15 protein-coding genes and 5 pseudogenes are annotated in these 18,155 nt (G+C 64.1%); 10 read left to right on the forward strand and 10 right to left on the reverse strand.

Features of this window, described 5'->3' with window-relative positions; genetic code table 11:
- The first annotated feature begins 357 nt into the window (after positions 1–357).
- From QFZ69_RS01360 to QFZ69_RS01370, 3 genes and pseudogenes are all read left to right on the forward strand, one after another.
- The gene (locus tag QFZ69_RS01360) at positions 358–747 is read left to right on the forward strand and encodes a tautomerase family protein (RefSeq protein WP_306915075.1); all 390 of its coding nucleotides are present in this window, start codon (positions 358–360) and stop codon (positions 745–747) included.
- 304 nt (positions 748–1,051) lie between these two features.
- A pseudogene (locus QFZ69_RS01365) lies at positions 1,052–1,324 on the forward strand (PDDEXK nuclease domain-containing protein); the annotation flags it as partial.
- Between the two features lie 113 nt (positions 1,325–1,437).
- Positions 1,438–1,740 carry a DUF4193 family protein gene (locus tag QFZ69_RS01370; RefSeq protein WP_306915077.1) on the forward strand — a complete coding sequence of 101 codons (303 nt, stop codon included), beginning with the start codon at positions 1,438–1,440 and terminating at the stop codon, positions 1,738–1,740.
- Positions 1,741–1,826: 86 nt separating this feature from the next.
- Here QFZ69_RS01370 and QFZ69_RS01375 read toward each other — a convergent pair whose 3' ends face one another.
- Positions 1,827–2,540, reverse strand: a complete 714-nt coding sequence (locus QFZ69_RS01375) for a hypothetical protein (protein ID WP_306915079.1) — start codon at positions 2,538–2,540, stop codon at positions 1,827–1,829.
- A gap of 668 nt (positions 2,541–3,208) precedes the next feature.
- Here QFZ69_RS01375 and QFZ69_RS01380 point away from each other — a divergent pair.
- The 3 genes and pseudogenes from QFZ69_RS01380 to QFZ69_RS23215 all read left to right on the forward strand — a co-directional run bounded on the left by QFZ69_RS01380 (position 3,209) and on the right by QFZ69_RS23215 (position 4,232).
- Entirely contained in the window at positions 3,209–3,454 is a 246-nt protein-coding gene (locus tag QFZ69_RS01380; protein ID WP_306915081.1) for a TraM recognition domain-containing protein, read from the forward strand.
- Between the two features lie 148 nt (positions 3,455–3,602).
- A complete protein-coding gene (locus QFZ69_RS01385; protein WP_306915083.1) occupies positions 3,603–3,806 on the forward strand; it encodes a hypothetical protein in 204 nt (67 codons plus the stop codon).
- A gap of 64 nt (positions 3,807–3,870) precedes the next feature.
- Positions 3,871–4,232 (forward strand): annotated as a pseudogene (locus QFZ69_RS23215) (DUF4913 domain-containing protein).
- Positions 4,233–4,574: 342 nt separating this feature from the next.
- Here QFZ69_RS23215 and QFZ69_RS01395 read toward each other — a convergent pair.
- The 5 genes and pseudogenes from QFZ69_RS01395 to QFZ69_RS01415 all read right to left on the reverse strand — a co-directional run bounded on the left by QFZ69_RS01395 (position 4,575) and on the right by QFZ69_RS01415 (position 8,481).
- On the reverse strand, positions 4,575–4,697 hold the full coding sequence (locus QFZ69_RS01395; protein WP_306919728.1) for a hypothetical protein: 123 nt from the start codon (positions 4,695–4,697) through the stop codon (positions 4,575–4,577).
- A gap of 124 nt (positions 4,698–4,821) precedes the next feature.
- Positions 4,822–4,949 (reverse strand): annotated as a pseudogene (locus tag QFZ69_RS23220) (aldehyde dehydrogenase family protein); the annotation flags it as partial.
- 245 nt (positions 4,950–5,194) lie between these two features.
- Complete coding sequence (locus tag QFZ69_RS01405) at positions 5,195–6,511, reverse strand: ATP-binding protein (RefSeq protein ID WP_306915086.1); 1,317 nt, start codon at positions 6,509–6,511, stop codon at positions 5,195–5,197.
- A 409-nt stretch (positions 6,512–6,920) separates the two neighbouring features.
- A complete protein-coding gene (locus QFZ69_RS01410; RefSeq protein ID WP_306915088.1) occupies positions 6,921–7,076 on the reverse strand; it encodes a hypothetical protein in 156 nt (51 codons plus the stop codon).
- A 91-nt stretch (positions 7,077–7,167) separates the two neighbouring features.
- Entirely contained in the window at positions 7,168–8,481 is a 1,314-nt protein-coding gene (locus tag QFZ69_RS01415) for a GAF domain-containing protein (RefSeq protein ID WP_306919559.1), read from the reverse strand.
- Positions 8,482–8,905: 424 nt separating this feature from the next.
- Here QFZ69_RS01415 and QFZ69_RS01420 point away from each other — a divergent pair.
- Positions 8,906–9,159: pseudogene (locus QFZ69_RS01420) on the forward strand (transposase); the annotation flags it as partial.
- Positions 9,160–9,604: 445 nt separating this feature from the next.
- On the opposite strand, the gene QFZ69_RS01425 reads toward QFZ69_RS01420, so the two are convergent.
- Positions 9,605–9,961, reverse strand: a complete 357-nt coding sequence (locus QFZ69_RS01425) for a response regulator (RefSeq protein ID WP_306915092.1) — start codon at positions 9,959–9,961, stop codon at positions 9,605–9,607.
- A gap of 358 nt (positions 9,962–10,319) precedes the next feature.
- On the opposite strand from QFZ69_RS01425, the gene QFZ69_RS01430 reads away from it, so the two are divergent.
- The 3 genes and pseudogenes from QFZ69_RS01430 to QFZ69_RS01440 all read left to right on the forward strand — a co-directional run.
- Positions 10,320–11,843 (forward strand): aldehyde dehydrogenase family protein, encoded by a 1,524-nt coding sequence (locus tag QFZ69_RS01430; RefSeq protein ID WP_306915094.1) that lies wholly within the window; start codon positions 10,320–10,322, stop codon positions 11,841–11,843.
- Between the two features lie 66 nt (positions 11,844–11,909).
- Positions 11,910–12,497, forward strand: coding sequence for an adenylate kinase (locus QFZ69_RS01435; RefSeq protein ID WP_306919560.1), 588 nt, complete (start codon positions 11,910–11,912; stop codon positions 12,495–12,497).
- A gap of 221 nt (positions 12,498–12,718) precedes the next feature.
- Positions 12,719–12,942 (forward strand): annotated as a pseudogene (locus tag QFZ69_RS01440) (aldehyde dehydrogenase family protein); the annotation flags it as partial.
- Between the two features lie 731 nt (positions 12,943–13,673).
- Here QFZ69_RS01440 and QFZ69_RS01445 read toward each other — a convergent pair.
- The 3 genes from QFZ69_RS01445 to aceB form a co-directional block, all read right to left on the reverse strand.
- Positions 13,674–13,952 (reverse strand): hypothetical protein, encoded by a 279-nt coding sequence (locus tag QFZ69_RS01445; RefSeq protein ID WP_306999866.1) that lies wholly within the window; start codon positions 13,950–13,952, stop codon positions 13,674–13,676.
- A gap of 133 nt (positions 13,953–14,085) precedes the next feature.
- Positions 14,086–16,122, reverse strand: coding sequence for an acetate--CoA ligase (acs, locus tag QFZ69_RS01450; protein WP_306915098.1), 2,037 nt, complete (start codon positions 16,120–16,122; stop codon positions 14,086–14,088).
- Positions 16,123–16,478: 356 nt separating this feature from the next.
- Complete coding sequence (aceB, locus tag QFZ69_RS01455) at positions 16,479–18,140, reverse strand: malate synthase A (protein WP_306915100.1); 1,662 nt, start codon at positions 18,138–18,140, stop codon at positions 16,479–16,481.
- Positions 18,141–18,155 lie beyond the last annotated feature (15 nt).

Below are 18,155 nucleotides of genomic sequence, written 5' to 3' on the forward strand. Positions count from 1 at the left end.
TATGCGCCACCCTTCAAGGTTGGATCGTTATGCAAAGCCTTCACCACCAGGACCACCGCCCCAGGACCACCGATCACCTCGCCGCAGGCATACCTGGCTTGTCGGTGAGTCTCGGGGGCGTTTGTCGCCGACTTTCAGGACCATCCCAATTTCGGAAAGATTGATGTTTTCAACTGCACACCGATGTCAGCAAGTTCGAACGTTACAGTTGTCGCACCCTCACCGGGCATTTCATCGTGCGGGGCAAACGTACATGGCAGTGGCCCGAACTCATGCGGATGCGCTTGCTCGAAGTCGGTTGCACGGTGAACGACCGGCTTACGGACAGCTTCGTCTCGCTTCAGGTATCGTGCTTGCATGGCACAAATCGTCGTTTACGGGCATCGAGGGACACTTGGCCGTCGGCGCGCGGCACTGAAGAACGCCATTCACGGCGCAATCATGGCCGCCCTTGAGTACCCGGCAGACAAATGCTTCCAACGCTTTATCGCGCTTGACGATGACGACTTCGTCCATCCCGAGGATCGCGGTGCCGACTACACGATTATCGAAATCTCCATGTTCGAGGGCCGATCCGATGACGCGAAGCGGGCGCTGATCGCCGAGCTATTCCATCGTGTTGAGGTAGAGGCCGGAGTTGCACCCCACAGTCTTGAGATCACCATCACTGAGACCCCCAAGGTGAACTGGGGCATCAGAGGATCTAATGCCGCTGACCTCACTCTTGGCTACAAGGTCGAAGTCTGACCGGAGCATTGCGTCCCGGTCAAGGATCCCCTATTGTGCGTCCCGCTCGAAGGTGCCTGGGTTGAACAGCGATCTTGCTGACACCTTGTGATGTTGGCTCTCGCCGGCATTCGACCCTAGAAGGGCTGCACTGGCGCTCCTGAAGTCGGCGACAAATGCTACTGAAACTCACCAACACAGCCAAGGGCGTTATGCCAAGAACCCTTTCGGCGACTGCCGTCAACACGCCAGCACGAACGAAGACTTCGGCATAACGTCCCGCTGCGCATAACCGGCGTTATGCGCAGCTGCGCATAATGCCGGAAAGCTCAACTTCTACGTAGCTCTCGTCGATGATGTGCTCCGGCGCGGCCACCACAACGAAACCATTGGCATCCTCATCTGTGGCACCAAGAACGACCGGAGCGTCCGGTACAGCCTGGGACGCTCCACCTCACCCATGGCCGTCTCCGCCTACACCTACGACAAACTCCCCCCAGCCGAACAGCAAGCACTCCCCAACGAAGGACACATCGTCGCAGCACTGGAATGGGCCGAACCCGACGCGAATGACGATGCCACCTCAGGGAAGGCCTAACGCTCGAAAAGTCTTACCAAGACTGCATCTCGTCCCGCCGCAGGGGAATACCGAAGCCATGGTGTAGGTTGCATTTCGGTCCGGTAAGAACATCAGAGAAGAGAATCACCGCAGTGGCAACCGATTACGACGAAGTTCGTTCCGACGTCAAGGAATCACAGGATCGATCCCTCGAGGCTCTGCAATCCGCGAGTGCACCGGATGCAAGAAGCGTCGTCCGCGACCTAGACGAGGCCGACGCACTGGATGACGCGATGACCCCCGGCGGAGAGTTCGTCGCCGAGGAACTGATCGTTCAGGTGATTCCCCAGGCAGGGGACGAGTTCACCTGCTACGCCTGCTTCCTGGTACGGCACCGTTCCCAACTCGAACGCGAAAAGGACGGCCACTCGTACTGCATCGAGTGTGAAGGCTAGCGCGCAGCTCATCCCGGGGCCGGAATAGACGGCCTTCCTTAGAGCAACACGGCCGGCACGTCAGGCACTCGGACCGGGGGAGTGGATCAGTGGGCGTAAGGGGAAACGTGCCTTTCATCATTGAATGGTTCGAACCAGTGCTCCAGTGCCATGGGTGCTAGGCGGAGCTGCTGGTTTAGAACTTCATCGTGTTGGAAACCGTCAAGACTCCGGTCGTAGAGCACGTCGCTGTCGGTGTCTTCGAGGATCCGGTCGGTGAGTATGCCCCGCCAGTGCGGGTCAAAGTCCAGGTCGTAGGTGTCTGCGGTGATTTCGATCTGGTCCAGGAGGCACCGGACGGCGAGCTCCTGGGCCACGCAGCTGGGCGAGGTCCAGCCGGCCACCAGTTTAATGACCATGTCAGCGGCCACCACCAGGAATCGCTGGGCAAAGAGCCCGTTGTATTGCTCCGCGTACTGCGGCGGCAGGGCAGAGAGGATCCAGGTTTCGTCGATGTCTTCGCGCGTGATCGACTCCTTATCATGCAGCGTGTGGATGTCCTGAAACAGCTGATCGATGAGAAGGACGGAGGCATGCCAGATGGTCCCGGCCAGAAGGCGGCCACGGGTCAGACTCCGCTGGCGGTCCTCTCCCGAAACGCCAGCCATCCATTCCATCGTTTCGGAATCCAAGCCGGCCAGGTCTTCGACGGACAGATCCTTGGGATCGGGAACGTAGCCGAGGTCTTCCAGGCTCAGGCCCTGCAGGCGATCGGCGTCGGCGTCCAGCTTGGCAATAATCAGCTCTCGTTCCTTGTCCATGGAGCAGATGCTATCCCGACCGCCGATGCAATACTCGCCCCCTTGTGGATCAGGTGCAGCGTCCGGTGTAGGCCCGGCGTATTCGCACCAGATTGGTTCGTCCCAGATTGGTTCGTCGGGGTTCTTCTTTGAGTCATATCCTCTGTCGCTGCCGGATCCGTGCGGGGACTGTCACGCCCCAATTAACGCAGCAGTCCGCTGCGCCATAGGCTGCCCCGCTTGGACTGTCTGAGGCTAGGGGAGTTGCCTCTCGACCGAGTTTGTCCCAAAGTGTGTGGGACAAAGCCTGTGCCGGTGCTAGCGGCTCTCAGACGGGCCTGTTGGAGGCAGGGGTGCCGAGTCGGCGTCGAGACAACGGTCTGGCGGAGTGGTCTCAAAAGCGGCCCAATGCAGAGGGAGCTGGGGAGTCAGGTCGTACTTCTCCTTGAGGACGTCATCGATCGACGTTTGACCTGCCAAGAGGTGAGGAGCGCCCGGCCTGTTCTCGACTCGTCCCCTTGGCATGTCTTGACGATACGAGCACCTCGTGGGGCGGGCCGAACAAGACACGCAGAACCAGGCATTGAGGCTGTCATAACGGCCGCTATCGGTGGGGCCAGAACCTGCTCAAGCTTTCCTTCTGACCGCATCCTTGAGCGCCAGGCCATCCCGCGGGCGCAGTCCTGACCGTGGCAGTTGTGGAAGCCGCCGAAAAATACGTCACCACCCAGCCCGGCGGCCGGCTCGCCACCCCGCTGCTGCGCATCCTGGACGAAGCCGCGAACGTGTGCCGGTGGAAGGCACTGCCTGACCAGTACAGCCATTACGGCTCCCGCGGCATCATCCTCATGACCATCCTGCAGTCATGGTCCCAGGGCGTGGAGGTCTGGTCCCCTGGAAGGCATGCGGAAACTCTGGTCCGGCGTCGAACGTGAAAATCTATGGCGGCGGCGTCTCCGAGGTCGGCTACCTCGATGAGCTCTTCCGCCTCATGGTCAGTACAGCTACATCAACGTCTCCCGCAGCCACAGCAGAACCGGGTCCTCGTCCTCGCGGCAGGAGAGCAAGGACGAGATCCTGTCCGTGGCTGATCTGACGGCGCTGCCCCGGTTCCGGGCCATCCTGGGCGCCTCCGGCGCCCCTGCGACGATGATCGAGACGACTCCGTGGATGAACGGCCCCCACGCCCGGACGGTCAAGGACTCCCTCACCACCAAGGGAAAAGCCGATCGTGAGCCGGTGGACGTTCCGGCGCACACCCCTTGGACGGACGGGGAAATCTCTTGAGCGGAGAGTTTCGGGGACGCGTTCGGCGACGAAGAGGTTCAGTCCACAAGCGGCTGTCACGGTCATGCCGGGCCTGATCCCGAGCTGGTGTACTCCAGTGCCGTTGAGTTCTTCGCCGAACTCCTGGCCCGGTCCTACGGCCCGGGAAGTCAATGAAGGCGCAGCGTTCGCCTGGTGCCCCGAATGGTACAAACACCCCGAAGCCCTCATCCGCATGGAAAGCATCTGGCGGGCTTGGAACATCTCCGGCTTGAGCCGGCCCTGGGGATCAGCACCTGGTGGCTGAACCACGCAGACCCCCATATGCGCATCCTCATGGACAAAGAAGGCCCCTTCAATAAATGCGCCTACGACGGGCACAAGCCACCCGCACCGGAGAAGGCGGCCCTGTCGCACGTCGTACCGGCGGCAGGGATCTTCGACTGACAGTCGCCCTTGGCCGCCAGCGCGATATCTGATCTATCTTCCAGCCCGAGGGTTGGTAATACGGGTACGTGAGACGGTAGGTGTTTGGCTTGTTAGGGCGCACGAGCGTCTCGTAGCGCTGTCCCTCAGGTGTCTACGGCCTGGGCTGTTGGAAATACTGTTGTGAGAGAGGCTGGGGCACGGGCGGTTATCGATTAGGCATGGGCCTGAACGGGCGTTCAGGGCGTTCAGCCGTAGCGGGAGCCTGACGTCCGTTCCGGCGGGCCTGGTCGTGCTCGTGGATGAGTCCGAACGGAACGTCTGCTGAAAGAGTCACGGAGAAATGGCCAAAATCGTGACGAGTCAGGAGAACTCCGCGGGTCCGGTCGGCGTGTGCATGCTGCGGGCTGCCCCGTGTGCGGCATCCAGCTTTTCGTCCACCTCGGCCTGGTACTCGACGTGGAAGTCGGCGACAACGTGCATCACGGTTTCTCTTCTCTCGAGGTAGTTCGAACGTGAGTCGTTGGAGCTGCCCGGACAAGGCCTGACAGCTTTTCCCTGTCGCCGGGCAGGCCGCAGCGCCCGGTGCGGCGGTCCCGAAATGTTTCGGTCAGTCGGCATAGGGGGCGGCGATGCCGATGTACTGGGTGGGGTGTATTCGGCGATGCCTTCGGATCCGCCCTCGCGGCCCAGGCCGGAGTGCTTGACGCCGCCGAAGGGCGCGACGGCGTTGAAGATTGGGTAGACCGCAAGCAACCTTCGCCATCGTTCTCGCCCCTAGCGCCGGCAGGCAGCCTGATCTTTCGTTTCCGGGCCAGCACTGCCACCAGCGCTGCTGACCAAGTAACTAGGGTGTGCCATGCCGCGTGCCAGCTCCAGGCAAGCGCCGCATAAGGGTTTGGACCGCTGCGATTCTGCGGCTTGGCGACCGGTCCTGCATTACCCGCCACGTAGCAATCAGCGAAGTCCCTGCAAAGATTAGGCTACACCCGGCCCAGCGCGTCGATGTCCTCGAGGAACTGTTCGTGGACCTCGTCGCTCACGGTGGTCCGGGTGTCCCCGATCGCGTCGAGGTAGTCCTGGGTGGCCGGGCCCTTCCGGACCGCCGCGCGGACGGAGACGTCACCGCCGGAAGCCATCCCGCCGTCGTCGTACACCGCCTTTTCCAGCGCCCGCTGGGAGGCGCTCCGGGCCGCGTACTCGATGTCCGCGGGGGAGAAGCCCTCGGTGCGGTCCACCAGCAGCTCCACGTCCACATCGTCCACGACCGGCGCGGGGATGAAGCGCTGCCACATGGCCTCGCGGGCCTGGCGGTCCGGCAGGCCGATCGGGATGACATAGTCGAAGCGGCCGTGGCGCAGGAACGCGGTGTCCAGGGCCCGGATGAAGTTGGTGGCGCAGACCAGCAGGCGGCCGGGCTGTTCACGGAACGCCGGGATGATCTTGAGCAGTTCGTTGGTGACGCCCTGCAGCGGCGACGGCGGTTCGCCCGAACGCTGGGAGGCGATCTCCTCCACCTCGTCGATGAACACGACGGCGTGCTCCAGCTCGGCGATCTCCAGGAACGTCTCGCGGAGCGCACCGGCCAGCCCCTTGGGATCGGAGGCCAGCCGCGAGGGGAAGACCTCCACGAACGGCCACTCCAGGCGGGAGGCGATCGCCTTCGCAAAGGTCGTTTTCCCGGTGCCGGGCGGACCGAAGAGGACGACGGCGCGCGGCGGCACCACGCCGTATTCGTCGGCGAGATCGGCCTCGGCCAGCGGCAGGACCAGGCGCCGTTCCAGAAGTTCCTTCTCCCTGCGCATGCCTGCCACGTTTTCCCACAGGTCCCGGGCCAGGATGCGGCCGCCCAGCTGCCCCAGCGCGTCGAGCTCCTGCCGCTGGACCGGGATCTTGCGTTCGAAGTAGCGCAGGTTCTTCTTGAGGACGAAGCCCCGGCCCAGGAAGGCCTCCACCCGGGTTTCGGCTTCGGGCATCAGCGCCGAGAGCTTGTCCAGCCCGTGCGGGGCCATCCGGTTTTCGACGGCGGCGAGCAGCGAGGTGCCGATCCCGCGGCCGCGGTATTCCGGCAGGGTGGCCAGGAAAACAATCCAGCCCTGGTCGTGCGCGGCGCGTCCGACGGCGGCGCCCACGACCTGGTCGCCCTGGACCGCGACGACAGCGTGGTCCTTTTCGCAGGAGGCGAGCACCTCGGAGAGGGCGTAGACCGGCTCGACGTTCGTGGCCTTGAGGGATTCCCAGAGGTGCAGGATCCCGTCAAGGTCGGCCGAATGGAAATCCCTGATCCGCCAGGTGGTCATAAAAAGTGTCTCTTTTCTCGCTGGCTGGCGTCGTGCCCATTGGACACCGAAATCTAGCCCGGGGGTACTTTCTGAAGCAGGAAGCCGTAACCGTAAGTGTTGGCGGATTAGTAGTAAAGCGTCAGGCCCAATGTGCGTAAATTCGAGCGGGTGGACAATTCAAAAAGAGCCTGACACAGCCGTCTTGACTCGCTCTTGGGGCCTGACGATGGTTCGGAGGTTATCTGCTTGAGGTCTCTCTGTCCCGGATTACCGTCGTCACCCTTCGCGTTTTGCGCTTGACCGGAAAGCGGGAAGGGCCGGTTTATAGCGGGATTACGATTACGACTTAATCCGTCGTCTGCCGCCCGCCCCGCGGAGGGAGTAGCAACCCGGCGACGGAAATCTCGAGAGGCTCGATTACCGAGGATCAGGCATCCATGAGCACGGGCTCACCGACCGAATCCCCGGATCCCTTGCGGCCCTGGTACAGGAACCGGTCGTATGCGGGAACTGTCAGGAAGGCCGGGAACCCAGGGTCAAGGGTAACCTCCTCGAAGATGTCGTGGGCGTCGGCGACGAGCATCGTTCACTCTTGTTGTGAGTGGGGGCGATGGCCGTTGTCCTCAGCCTAGGGACGGGAGGGTTGCGCCTAGGTTGCGGCCTTGTGAGTCATCTCACGGACGCCGGTGTGTTCCGAGTTCGGATTCCAGACGCTCCAGGTCAGCAACCACCGCAGCTCTCTTGGGTGAGCGAGGCGGCAGCAGTTTCAGCGCCGCCATCCGGACAGCCACGTCATCGCCCGCTTCAGGAAGTTCCGCATACTGGAGCAGGGCCTCCGCGCTGCCGTCCGTTAATAGGGCCTCCCGAAGGAGTGTGGAGACGCGCCTCCGGAGCTTCACCACACCCGGAGCCTCGGAGCGCGGCAACACCGGACCGCGATAAATTTCCAGGGCGAGCCGGTGTGCCCCGCGCTGGAGGCAGCTGAGAACCTGGCCCGCGTCCGGCAGGACGTCCACGGTGAGCCTGTAGGGGCGGGATTCCGGCACGGCGGCAGCATTGAACTGCTGAAGGACTTTCCTCAACCGGACCATCTCCGCCCGAAGCGTCATGGCCGGGACTTCCCCGAAGAGCAGGCTGCACAGCTCCTCAGCGCTGAGGCCATCCGGATGGATGCTCAGCAGGGCAAGCATCTCACTGTGCCTAGGAGACAGCGATATCGTCCTGCCTTCAATGCTAAGCAGAGCGTGGTCCCGGCCGAGCAACTGCAGGCTGTTGCGATACAGACTCCGGACCGGTGCGCTGCTCCTGCGGACCGTCCTGGACAGAGTGGCGGACGCAGATCTCCGCCGCTCCGCGAGTCGGTCCCGCTGCGCGGCGGCCAGCTGAAGCCGCTCCACGCGAAGCTGCGCCTGCGCGGCCGCCACGGTGGCCTCAACGAGGGTCAGGGTATGCGGGGCGACTGCCATCTCCGTGCCGGTGATATCCAGGACTCCGATCACGGCCCCCGTGTCCGGATCATGGAAGGGCACCGCCGTGCAGCTCCACGGGTGAACAGCCCGATTAAAATGCTCGGCACCGGCGACCTGGACGCTGCGGCCCAGCGCCAGGGCGGTCCCGGGTGCGCTCGTGCCGACGCTGGCCTCGGACCAGTCCGCACCCTCAACGAACATCATGCGCTCGGCACGCCGGCGCAGGGCAGCATCGCCATCGACCCACAGGAGCCGGCCCAGTTCATCCCCGACAGCGACGAGCAACCCTTGTTCGGAACTGGGCTGAATCAGCAGTTTATGAATCACCGGCATGATGGACGCTAAGGGATGGCCCCGGCGGTAGTCCTTAAGGGCCTCGCCGTCGAGGGTCAGCGCAGACGGCGGCAAATCGGGGTCGGCCTGCAGACGCAACGAACGCTGCCAGGACTCCTCAATGATTCTGCGAAGGGCCCCTTGCCCGGACCTGACCCCAAGCTGCTTCGACGCCGGGAGAGGCAGGGTAACGGGAAGAATTGTCGCCGCCGCTAGGCTGGGCGACAGCGACCGGGAATTAGGCACGGTGGCTCCATGGTCGACAGGCGGAAAGGGGACAGATGTGGCCCCAATCACAAGCATACCGGCCTCTTGTAGATTGCATCGTTCAGGTTAGCGGAATATTTGCGTATGTTGACAAGTGGCATCCGCTGAATTTTCTGCTCCCCGGCAGTCTGATCGCACATGAGGGGCGTCGGCTATCGGCACTGCATCCCAAAGGGTCACGGCGCGGCTCACATGAAGCCCGGCCGCCGACACAGATCAGCCAGCCACCATCCTGGGACATTTGCTTCAAATTTCCGCTCGTCCCAATGGGGGAGTGTCTGAATAACGGTGGATCCGGGGTCAGCCTGACACGCCGGGCGGTGCCTGGCAGGAAGGACCGATCATGAGCGAAACCATGGATCCCATGGCGACTGATGTGGATCAGCAAGAGTTGGCGCAACAGCTCCTGGCCCGGGCCAAAGAGCAGGGCATCGGGCTCGTCGGCCCGGACGGGTTGTTGAACCGGCTGACGAAGAACGTCCTGGAGACCGCTTGGAAGCGGAGCTGGACGAGCATCCCGGATACGGAAAACACGACGTGGGCGGGCGCGGTAGCGGGAACTCCCACAACGGCACCCGCACCAAGACGGTCCTGACCCGGGAACCGACGCTACCGACGTCCAAGTCCACATGACCCCCGTTCCTCCCCAAGTACGGTAGCTACACGGCCGAAACCAAGCGGATCGCCTGAGAACTGGCGCCCGTTCACCTTGACGTGCGGCCTGGATAAAGTCCGCAGACCCGCCGTTAGGTGCTTGCCCGTGAACAACTCTCCCGGGCCAGATGGAGGCTTGGGATTCGGCCCATGCCGCGTTTGATGCCGCCGCCCCATCGCCGGGCAAAACAAAGCTAGGCTTCACACGACTGCCAGTCACCGAAACCCGGAAGAACACCCCGCTCGGCCGGGCAGCGGGAAGCAGAATCTCGCAGCGCCCCGCGCACCTGACGCCAACCAAGAACAAATCTCCTTACGCCACAGGCGTCCCGGAAACATCGAACCTGGTCTGCCCGGCCCCTGCCATCCCGACGGTTTCCATCGTCGGTCAAAAGTGACTGACTAAATCCCGCAGCCATCTGAGCCGGAATGGTTTGGTCAGGTAGGCGCTGGCGCCGGACGCCAGCGCAATCAGTTCGTCCGCTGGTTCGGCGCCGGCGGAGATGACGATGATTGGCGCGCCGGAGATCTTCCGCAGGCGGGGAAGGAACTCAATGTCCTCCAGGTCCATGCCTGTCAGATCAGTTGGGATGAGGTCCGGCTCGGAACAAGCTGCCGCCTCGAGTCCGGCTGCTCCGAAGTGCGCCGTGAGGACGCGAAAGCCAGCAGGGGAGAAAGACGTCGCGAGCAGGCTCCGAATGTCCGGATCACCCTCGATGACGAGGAATGCACCTTCAGATTCCATTAGCTCCCCAGCCACGAATGCCCTTTCAATCTACGGCCTAATCACACGCCACCGGAGGACTCCTGAAACTGGAATGACGACGCACACCAGCAGATGGTCGCCGTGATGGTGCATGGAAGGATCCTGTACCCGGGTTCTCAGTCAGCCACTTCCGGATGACGGGAATCGGGATCGAGCCGTTCCCCTTGATTCAGGATGTTCTTGTCCGGTGCTTTCTCTGCGCGGGCGCATCGGGACCAGGATGCGTCCCAACGGGGGGCTGGTCAGCAGCTGCCGGTTCCCGCTGCAGCCTCGGCGCAACCTTTGAAGTTCTAGCATGGGGCCAGGACGAAGACGTCCGTTTTCCAGAGGAGTAACCATGACTGTTTATGTACAGCCCGGCCAAGAAGGATCGAAGGTCCGGTTCAAGGACCGCTACGAGAACTGGATCGGCGGCGAGTGGGTGGCTCCGACAACCGGCCAATACATTGAGAATGTATCGCCTGTGAATGGCAAGCAGTTCACGGAGGTGGCCCGTGGCGCCGCTGCGGATGTTGAGCTGGCACTGGATGCCGCCCACAAGGCGGCACCGTCCTGGGGCAAGACGCCCGTCGCAGAGCGGGCTGCGGTGCTGAACAGGATCGCGGAGCGGATCGACGCCAACCTGGAGATGCTGGCAGTGGCCGAGTCCTGGGACAACGGCAAGCCCATCCGCGAGACGCTGAACGCAGACATCCCGCTGGCCGCGGACCACTTCCGCTACTTCGCCTCCGCTATCCGTGCCCAGGAGGGCCGGCTGTCCCAGCTCGACGAGGACACCACCGCCTACCATTTCCATGAGCCCCTCGGCGTCGTGGGCCAGATTATCCCGTGGAACTTCCCCATCCTGATGGCCGTGTGGAAGCTCGCCCCGGCGCTGGCGGCGGGCAACGCCGTGGTCCTCAAGCCGGCTTCCAACACCCCCGCCTCCATCCTGGTCCTGGCCGAACTCATCGGTGACCTGCTGCCCGCCGGAGTCCTCAACGTGGTCAACGGGTTCGGGGCGGAGGTCGGCAAGCCGCTGGCCTCCAGCCCGCGGATCCGCAAGATCGCCTTCACCGGCGAAACCACCACCGGCCGGCTGATCAGCCAGTACGCCAGCCAGAACCTGATCCCGGTCACCCTGGAACTGGGCGGCAAGAGCCCCAACATCTTCTTCAACGACGTTGCCGACTCCAGCGACGCGTTCTATGACAAGGCGCTGGAGGGCTTCACCCTTTATGCCTTCAACCAGGGCGAGGTCTGCAGCAGCCCGTCCCGGGCCCTCATCCAGGACGGCATCTACGATTCCTTCATGGCGGACGCCGTTGCCCGGACCCAGAAGATCATTCAGGGCAACCCGCTGGACACCGACACCCAGCTCGGCGCGCAGGCCTCCAACGACCAGCTGGAGAAGATCCTCTCCTACATCGACATCGGACAGCAGGAAGGCGCCAGGCTGCTCACCGGAGGTGCCCGGGCCGAGCTGCCCGGGGACCTCGCCGGCGGCTACTACGTCCAGCCGACCATCTTCGAAGGCCACAACAAGATGCGGATCTTCCAGGAGGAGATCTTCGGCCCGGTGGTCTCCGTGGCACGGTTCAGCGACTACAACGACGCCATGGGCATCGCCAACGACACCCTTTACGGGCTCGGCGCCGGCGTCTGGTCCCGCAACGGCAACGTCGCCTACCGTGCCGGCCGCGAGATCCAGGCCGGCCGTGTGTGGGTCAACAACTACCACGCCTACCCGGCAGGCGCCGCGTTCGGCGGCTACAAGTCCTCCGGCATCGGTCGGGAGAACCACTCCATGATGCTGGACCACTACCAGCAGACCAAGAACCTCCTAGTCAGCCACTCCGAAAACAAACTCGGCTTCTTCTAGCCCGTCCGGGGAACACCGCAAGCGTTCAACAACCAGGTACCACGAAGGGGCTTTTGAATGACGAGAATGTTGATTATCGGACCTCCCGGTTCGGGCAAGGGAACGCAGGCGGAACAGGTCTCGGAGCGCCTGGGCGTTGCCGCGATTTCCACCGGCGACATCTTCCGTGCCAACGTCAAAGGCGAGACTCCGCTGGGAATCGAAGCCAAGAAGTACCTGGACGCCGGAGACTTCGTTCCGGACAGCGTGACCAACAAAATGGTCCGGGACCGCCTGAGCGAAGCCGACGTCCAAGACGGCTTCCTCCTCGACGGATACCCGCGCACCACCGCCCAGGTCGATTATCTGGACTACATCATCGCCGGCAAGGATGACAAGCTCGACGTCGTCCTGCAGCTCACGGCCGACGACGAGGAACTCGTGGCCCGCCTTCTGGGACGTGCCAAGGAGACCGGGCGCAGCGATGACAACGAAGCTGTCATCCGCCACCGCCTGGATCTCTACCACGAGCAGACCGAAGCCGTGGTGGCCAAGTACGCAGCCCGCGGAATCCTGGCCAGGGTTGATGGGATCGGCGGGATCGGCGAGGTCACCGACAGAGTGATGAGTATCCTCGAAGATCTCCTCAAGGTCCCCGCCGGAAACGGACGGTAGTACTTCAGCCGCCTGCACCGGTGATCGAGCCTGTCGGAAACCACCAGCGGAATCCGACAGGCTCGACTACCCTTGGCACGTACTTCCGTCGCCCCAGCGTGCACCGGCCACAGACTTCCTGAACAGCGCCGGTTCTTCAAAACAGGGATCCCAAGAGTATTCGAATCGAGAAGAATCGGTCTCCACGGCCGTCCTTCCAGGCGGGAGCGCACCCAGTCTTCGCCGGTGGCTTCGGCGTCCAGCCGATCATTGTTGAAGGCTACAACAGGATGCGCATCTTCCAGGAGGAAATCTTCGGCCTCGTGGTCGTGGTCCCGGTGGCAGGGTTCAGCGATTAACATGACGCCGTCAGCAGGCCCAATGGCTCCTGTAGGCACTCGGCGCCCGTGTCTGGTCCGACAACGGCAACGTCGCGTACCGGGCGGCCCGGGAAGTCCAGGCCGGTCACGGCCGGCGGACTGTCATCGTTGCCGGCCAATCTCGGGCCTGATCCACGGGTGCTGCGGCAGCCGCGTGTCACCAAAACAGCCGGCTTTCGGACTTCGTCCTGCACCCCGGGGCACCGATCATCCATACTGTCTACAGATCCGCAGGAGAATGGTTCCGCCGATCAGCCCGCCGGAAATCTACGGCCAGCCCCATCAGGAGAATGCCGGGTACCCTCTCAAACCATCGCTTTCCGCCCCTCCGGGCCTGCCCGGCCTCTGGAAGCCTGTGCCCGCTGAGAGGCCCGGCACATTCCATCGAGAAAGAGACCACGATGATCAAGCGCCGCTCGGACCTCGTCCTGGAAATCACCGCCCACGACCCGAACACCGTCGAAAACGACCTGAACACTGCCGTGGAAATCGCCCGCGAACACGCCAGGACGGAACGCCGCCACGGCACCTCCTGGTCACCCAACACGGCTACGCCAGCTATACCGTCGCCGTCAGCGGCGATGTCCCCTACGGGCAAACACACGAACGGCGCGAGTAGCGGCAGACTTACATCGGGCGACGGGCCACAGCGAGAGATTGTCCGAACACGCTCGCACCTGACCGCCGGACGCTTGACGACACCCACAGAAGCTCGAGGTCGAGGTCGCCGCGCAGCTTCCACGAACGGCTGTCGTGGGCGCCCACCCACGGCGCCCGAAAGGCGAACAGAACCTGCCGGTGTTCCTCCAGGCCGGCCTCATGCTGAAGCAGCGAAGGCAGTCTGGGACATCTCCTGATCGTTCATTCCGGGCGCTGCCTTAGCGGCAGGACTCAGCAGTGTCGAGTGTTCGGTCCACACCGTATATCCGCTCGCCTTGTCGGCGAACTCGCGGGAACATGGACCCTGGGCGGTGATCCACAGACCGGAAGAGTCGGGCATGGCGTCCTCGACGATGCCCCGCCGGTGAAAGTCATCGTGGAGATAGACGTCCACGACCGCTCCGGCCAGACAAACCCACTCTCCCGTGCAGATCATTCCTGGGCCTGAAGCGTGTCCTTCGATCACTAATACCCATGGGTAGGTCGTCCTGGATTTGGCAGGTGCTGCGGCTGCACGGGTCGTCTCGGTGCGAGCAGCAGCGCCCCTGCCGTGCTCCGGGCGGCTGGCTTCACTTGCGCATCTTGAGGGAGTCGGTGATGGTTTGCATGATGGTGTTGTCCGCCAGGGTGGTGGCGTCGCCCACTTCGCGGCCTTCCGCGACGTCCTTGAGCAGGCGGCGCATGATCTTGCCGGAGCGGGTCTTGGGCAGTTCCGGCACCACGAGGATGGTCTTGGGCTTGGCGATCGGGCCGATCTCCTTGCCCACATGGTTGCGGAGCTCCTGGACGATCGAGTCCCCGGTGTCCACGGCGTCCGCGCGCAGGATCACGAACGCGACGACCGCCTGGCCGGTGGTCTCGTCCGCCGCGCCGACGACGGCGGCTTCGGCGACGGCGGGGTGGGAGACCAGGGCGGATTCGATTTCGGTGGTGGAGAGCCGGTGGCCGGAAATGTTCATCACGTCATCCACCCGGCCGAGCAACCAGACGTCGCCGTCCTCGTCCTTCTTGGCGCCGTCACCGGCGAAGTACATGGTCTCGAAACGGGACCAGTAGGTGTCCTTGAAGCGCTCCGGATCGCCCCAGATGCCGCGCAGCATCGCGGGCCACGGTTCGCGGATCACGAGGTAGCCGCCGGAGCCGTGGGGCACCGATTCACCGGCCTCGTCCACGACGTCCGCGGCGATTCCGGGCAGCGGGACCTGGGCGGAGCCGGGCTTGGTCGCGGTCACACCGGGCAGCGGGGCGATCATCTGCGCCCCGGTTTCGGTCTGCCACCAGGTGTCCACGATCGGTGCCGGCGCGGCTTTCTGCTCGCCGTTCTTGCCGGCATTGGAGCCGATGACCTCGCGGTACCACATCCACGCCTCGGGGTTGATGGGTTCGCCGACGGAGCCCAGGACGCGGATCGAGGAGAGGTCGGACCGGGCCGGGATCTCCTTGCCCCACTTCATGAAGGTGCGGATGGCGGTCGGGGCGGTGTACAGGATGGAGACCTTGTACTTCTCCACGATCTCCCACCAGCGGCCCTGGTGCGGGGAGTCGGGGGTGCCCTCGTAAATGACCTGGGTGGCGCCGTTGATGAGCGGCGCGTAGGCGACGTAGGAGTGCCCCGTGATCCAGCCGACGTCGGCGGTGCACCAGTAGACGTCCGTCTCCGGGTGCAGGTCGAATACGGCCTTGTGCGTGTACGCGGTCTGGGTGAGGTAGCCGCCGGTGGTGTGCAGGATGCCCTTGGGCTTGCCGGTAGTGCCGGAGGTGTAAAGGATGAAGAGCGGGTGCTCCGAGTCGTGCCCCACGGCGGTGTGCTCCGGGGAGGCGGCCCCGACGGTGTCCGCCCACCAGTGGTCGCGGCCGTCGTGCCAGTCCACGTCCTGGCCGTTGCGCTTGACCACCACGACGTTCTGGACGCTGTGGCCGGCACCGTTTCCCTGGCGGGACAACGCCTCGTCGACGGCCTGCTTGAGCGGGCTGGGTTTGCCGCGGCGGTAGGTGCCGTCGGCGGTGACGACCAGCTTGGCTTCGGCATCCTCGATCCGGGAGCGGAGCGCGTCGGCGGAGAAGCCGCCGAAGACCACCGAGTGGATGGCGCCGATCCGGGCGCAGGCCAGCAAGGTGATGACGGCCTCGGGAATCATCGGCAGGTACACGGCCACGCGGTCACCCTTGGCCACGCCCAGGGACTCGAACGCGTTGGCGGCTTTCTTGACCTCCTCGGTCAGCTGCGCGTAGGTGTAGCTCCGGGTGTCGCCCGGTTCGCCCTCGAAGTGGATGGCGACGCGGTCACCGAGCCCGTTTTCCACATGGCGGTCCAGGGCGTTGTACGCGGCGTTGATCTCGCCGCCCACGAACCATTTGGCGAAGGGCGGGCGGGACCAGTCCAGGGCCTGCGTGAAGTCCCTGCTCCAGCTCAGCAGCTCCCGCGCCTGCTTGCCCCAGAAGGCGGGGCGGTCGGCGTCGGCCTCGGCGTAATCGGCGGTCGTGACCACGGCGTCGGCCGCGAACTCGGCGGAGGGCGCGAACCTGCGGTCCTCGTGGGAGAGGTTTTCGAGCGCGTCGCCGGCCTGGATGGGGGCGAATGATGCCGCGTTGCGGGCGTTGGACATAGAGGTATACCTGTTCTTTCTTTCAGATGTTTGCGGCGGCGTGCGCATCGCGGCCGGTGCACCCTGGCTGCAGGGCTGCCACCGCCGAATCTCAACCAGACTGTCCGACTGCGGCGAGGTCGCGGACGTGGGTCGAGGGTGGCGATGCGGCTCAGGCCGTTGACCGCCTCGATGTCCCAGCGTCCTCGCTTTACAGCGAGGCCGGGATATCTTCATGTCCGCGGTTTCCTCCACGGAGCAACCGCGGCCGCGGCCGCCGCCATGCAGGAGGCCGACGATCCCAATCCCGGTGGACCGACCCGCATCCCGTCTCTCCTGGGTGCGGGCCGGCGTCGCGGACTCCGGGGACGGAAGTTTCAGACGGCGAGGATCTCTGATTCCCGGGATCCGTGGATGTACCGGTCGTATGCGGGAACTGTCAGGAAGGCCGGGAATCCAGGGTCAAGGGTGACCTCCTCGAAGATGTCGCGGGCGTCGGCGAAGCGGTCGCCGTCGAAGCGTTCCAGTTTGGCGAACTCCTCGTCGAGCATGTCCTCTGCCCAGTCGCGGGTGATGACGTCACCTTTGTCGGTGATGGCGCGGGCGTAGATCCACTGCCACAGCTGCGAGCGGGAGATTTCCGCGGTGGCGGCGTCCTCCATCAGATTGTGGATCGCTACCGCGCCGTTGCCGCGCAGCCAGGACTCGATGTAGCGGATGCCGACTTCGATGTTGTTCCGGATGCCCTGTTCGGTGATGGTGCCGGTGGTCGAGGCGATGTCGAGCAGGGCGCGGTCGTCCGGGGTGATGTCCTCGCGGAGCCGGTGAAGCTGGTTTGGACGGTCGCCGAGGACGCCGTCGAATACCTCGCGGCACACCGGGACCAGGTCCGGGTGCGCGACCCAGGAGCCGTCGAAGCCGTCGCCGGCCTCGCGGGTCTTGTCCGCGCGGACCTTCTCGAAGGCGTTGGCATTGGCGTCCGGGTCCTTGCGGTTGGGGACGGCGGCGGCCATCCCGCCAATCGCCATGGCGCCGCGCTTGTGGCAGGCGCGCACGAGCTGTTCGGTGTAGGCGCGCATGAACGGCTGGGTCATGGTGACCTGGGCCCGGTCCGGCAGGACGAACAGTGGTCCGCGGGTGCGGAAGTTCTTGATCAGGGAGAAGATGTAGTCCCAGCGGCCGGCGTTCAGGCCGGCGGCGTGGTCCCGCAGCTCGTACAGGATCTCCTCCATCTCGAAGGACGCGGTGATGGTCTCGATCAGCACGGTGGCGCGGATGGTCCCCTGCGGGATGTCGAGCAGGTCCTGGGCGAGGATGAAGATGTCGTTCCAGAGCCGTGCCTCGAGGTGGTTTTCGATTTTCGGCAGGTAGAAGTAGGGGCCCTTGCCCTGGGCGATCAGGCGGCGGGCGTTGTGGAAGAAGTACAGGCCGAAGTCCACGATGCCGCCAGCCACGGGGGTGCCGTCGACGAGCATGTGCTTCTCGGGCAGGTGCCAGCCGCGGGGGCGGACCACGATGGTGGGCAGGTCCCCGGCGGGACGGAGCTTGTATTCCTTGCCCTCCGGGGAGGTGAAGTCGATGCGGCGTTCCAGGGCGTCCGTGAGGTTCAGTTGCCCCTGGATGACGTTGCGCCAGGACGGGGTGGAGGAGTCTTCCATGTCGGCGAGCCACACCTTGGCGCCCGAGTTCAGCGCGTTGATGGTCATCTTCTTATCCACCGGGCCCGTGATCTCCACCCGGCGGTCCTCCAGGCCCGGGGCCGGGGGAGCGACGTGCCAGGAAGGATCGTTGCGGATGGCCTCGGTCTCCCGGAGAAAACGCGGGTCCTGGCCCCTGCCAATCTGGAGGCGCCGGTCACGGCGGCCCTGCATCAGTTCCTGGAGGCGGGGTGCCGTCGCCTTATGCAGCCGTGCCACGAACTCCAGTGCATCCGGGGTGAGGACCTCGTTCTGCCGTTGGATCGGCCGGGCGGCCAAGGTGATCCCGTTGATTGAAAAGTCGTCGGTTAAGGTCGAAAAGTCGTCGGTTAAGCTGTTCATGGAAAATTCTCCTGG

Origin of the sequence: Arthrobacter sp. V1I7 (genome assembly GCF_030817015.1) — a bacterium.
Lineage (GTDB): Bacteria > Actinomycetota > Actinomycetes > Actinomycetales > Micrococcaceae > Arthrobacter.

Coding starts and splice junctions, on each gene's coding strand:
- QFZ69_RS01360 (WP_306915075.1), top strand. CDS start 358: ATGGCACAAATCGTCGTTTACGGGCATCGAGGGACACTTGGCCGTCGG.
- QFZ69_RS01375 (WP_306915079.1), bottom strand. CDS start 2,540: ATGGACAAGGAACGAGAGCTGATTATTGCCAAGCTGGACGCCGACGCC.
- QFZ69_RS01405 (WP_306915086.1), bottom strand. CDS start 6,511: ATGACCACCTGGCGGATCAGGGATTTCCATTCGGCCGACCTTGACGGG.
- QFZ69_RS01410 (WP_306915088.1), bottom strand. CDS start 7,076: ATGCTCGTCGCCGACGCCCACGACATCTTCGAGGAGGTTACCCTTGAC.
- QFZ69_RS01425 (WP_306915092.1), bottom strand. CDS start 9,961: ATGGAATCTGAAGGTGCATTCCTCGTCATCGAGGGTGATCCGGACATT.
- QFZ69_RS01430 (WP_306915094.1), top strand. CDS start 10,320: ATGACTGTTTATGTACAGCCCGGCCAAGAAGGATCGAAGGTCCGGTTC.
- QFZ69_RS01435 (WP_306919560.1), top strand. CDS start 11,910: ATGTTGATTATCGGACCTCCCGGTTCGGGCAAGGGAACGCAGGCGGAA.
- QFZ69_RS01445 (WP_306999866.1), bottom strand. CDS start 13,952: ATGATCTGCACGGGAGAGTGGGTTTGTCTGGCCGGAGCGGTCGTGGAC.
- acs (WP_306915098.1), bottom strand. CDS start 16,122: ATGTCCAACGCCCGCAACGCGGCATCATTCGCCCCCATCCAGGCCGGC.
- aceB (WP_306915100.1), bottom strand. CDS start 18,140: ATGAACAGCTTAACCGACGACTTTTCGACCTTAACCGACGACTTTTCA.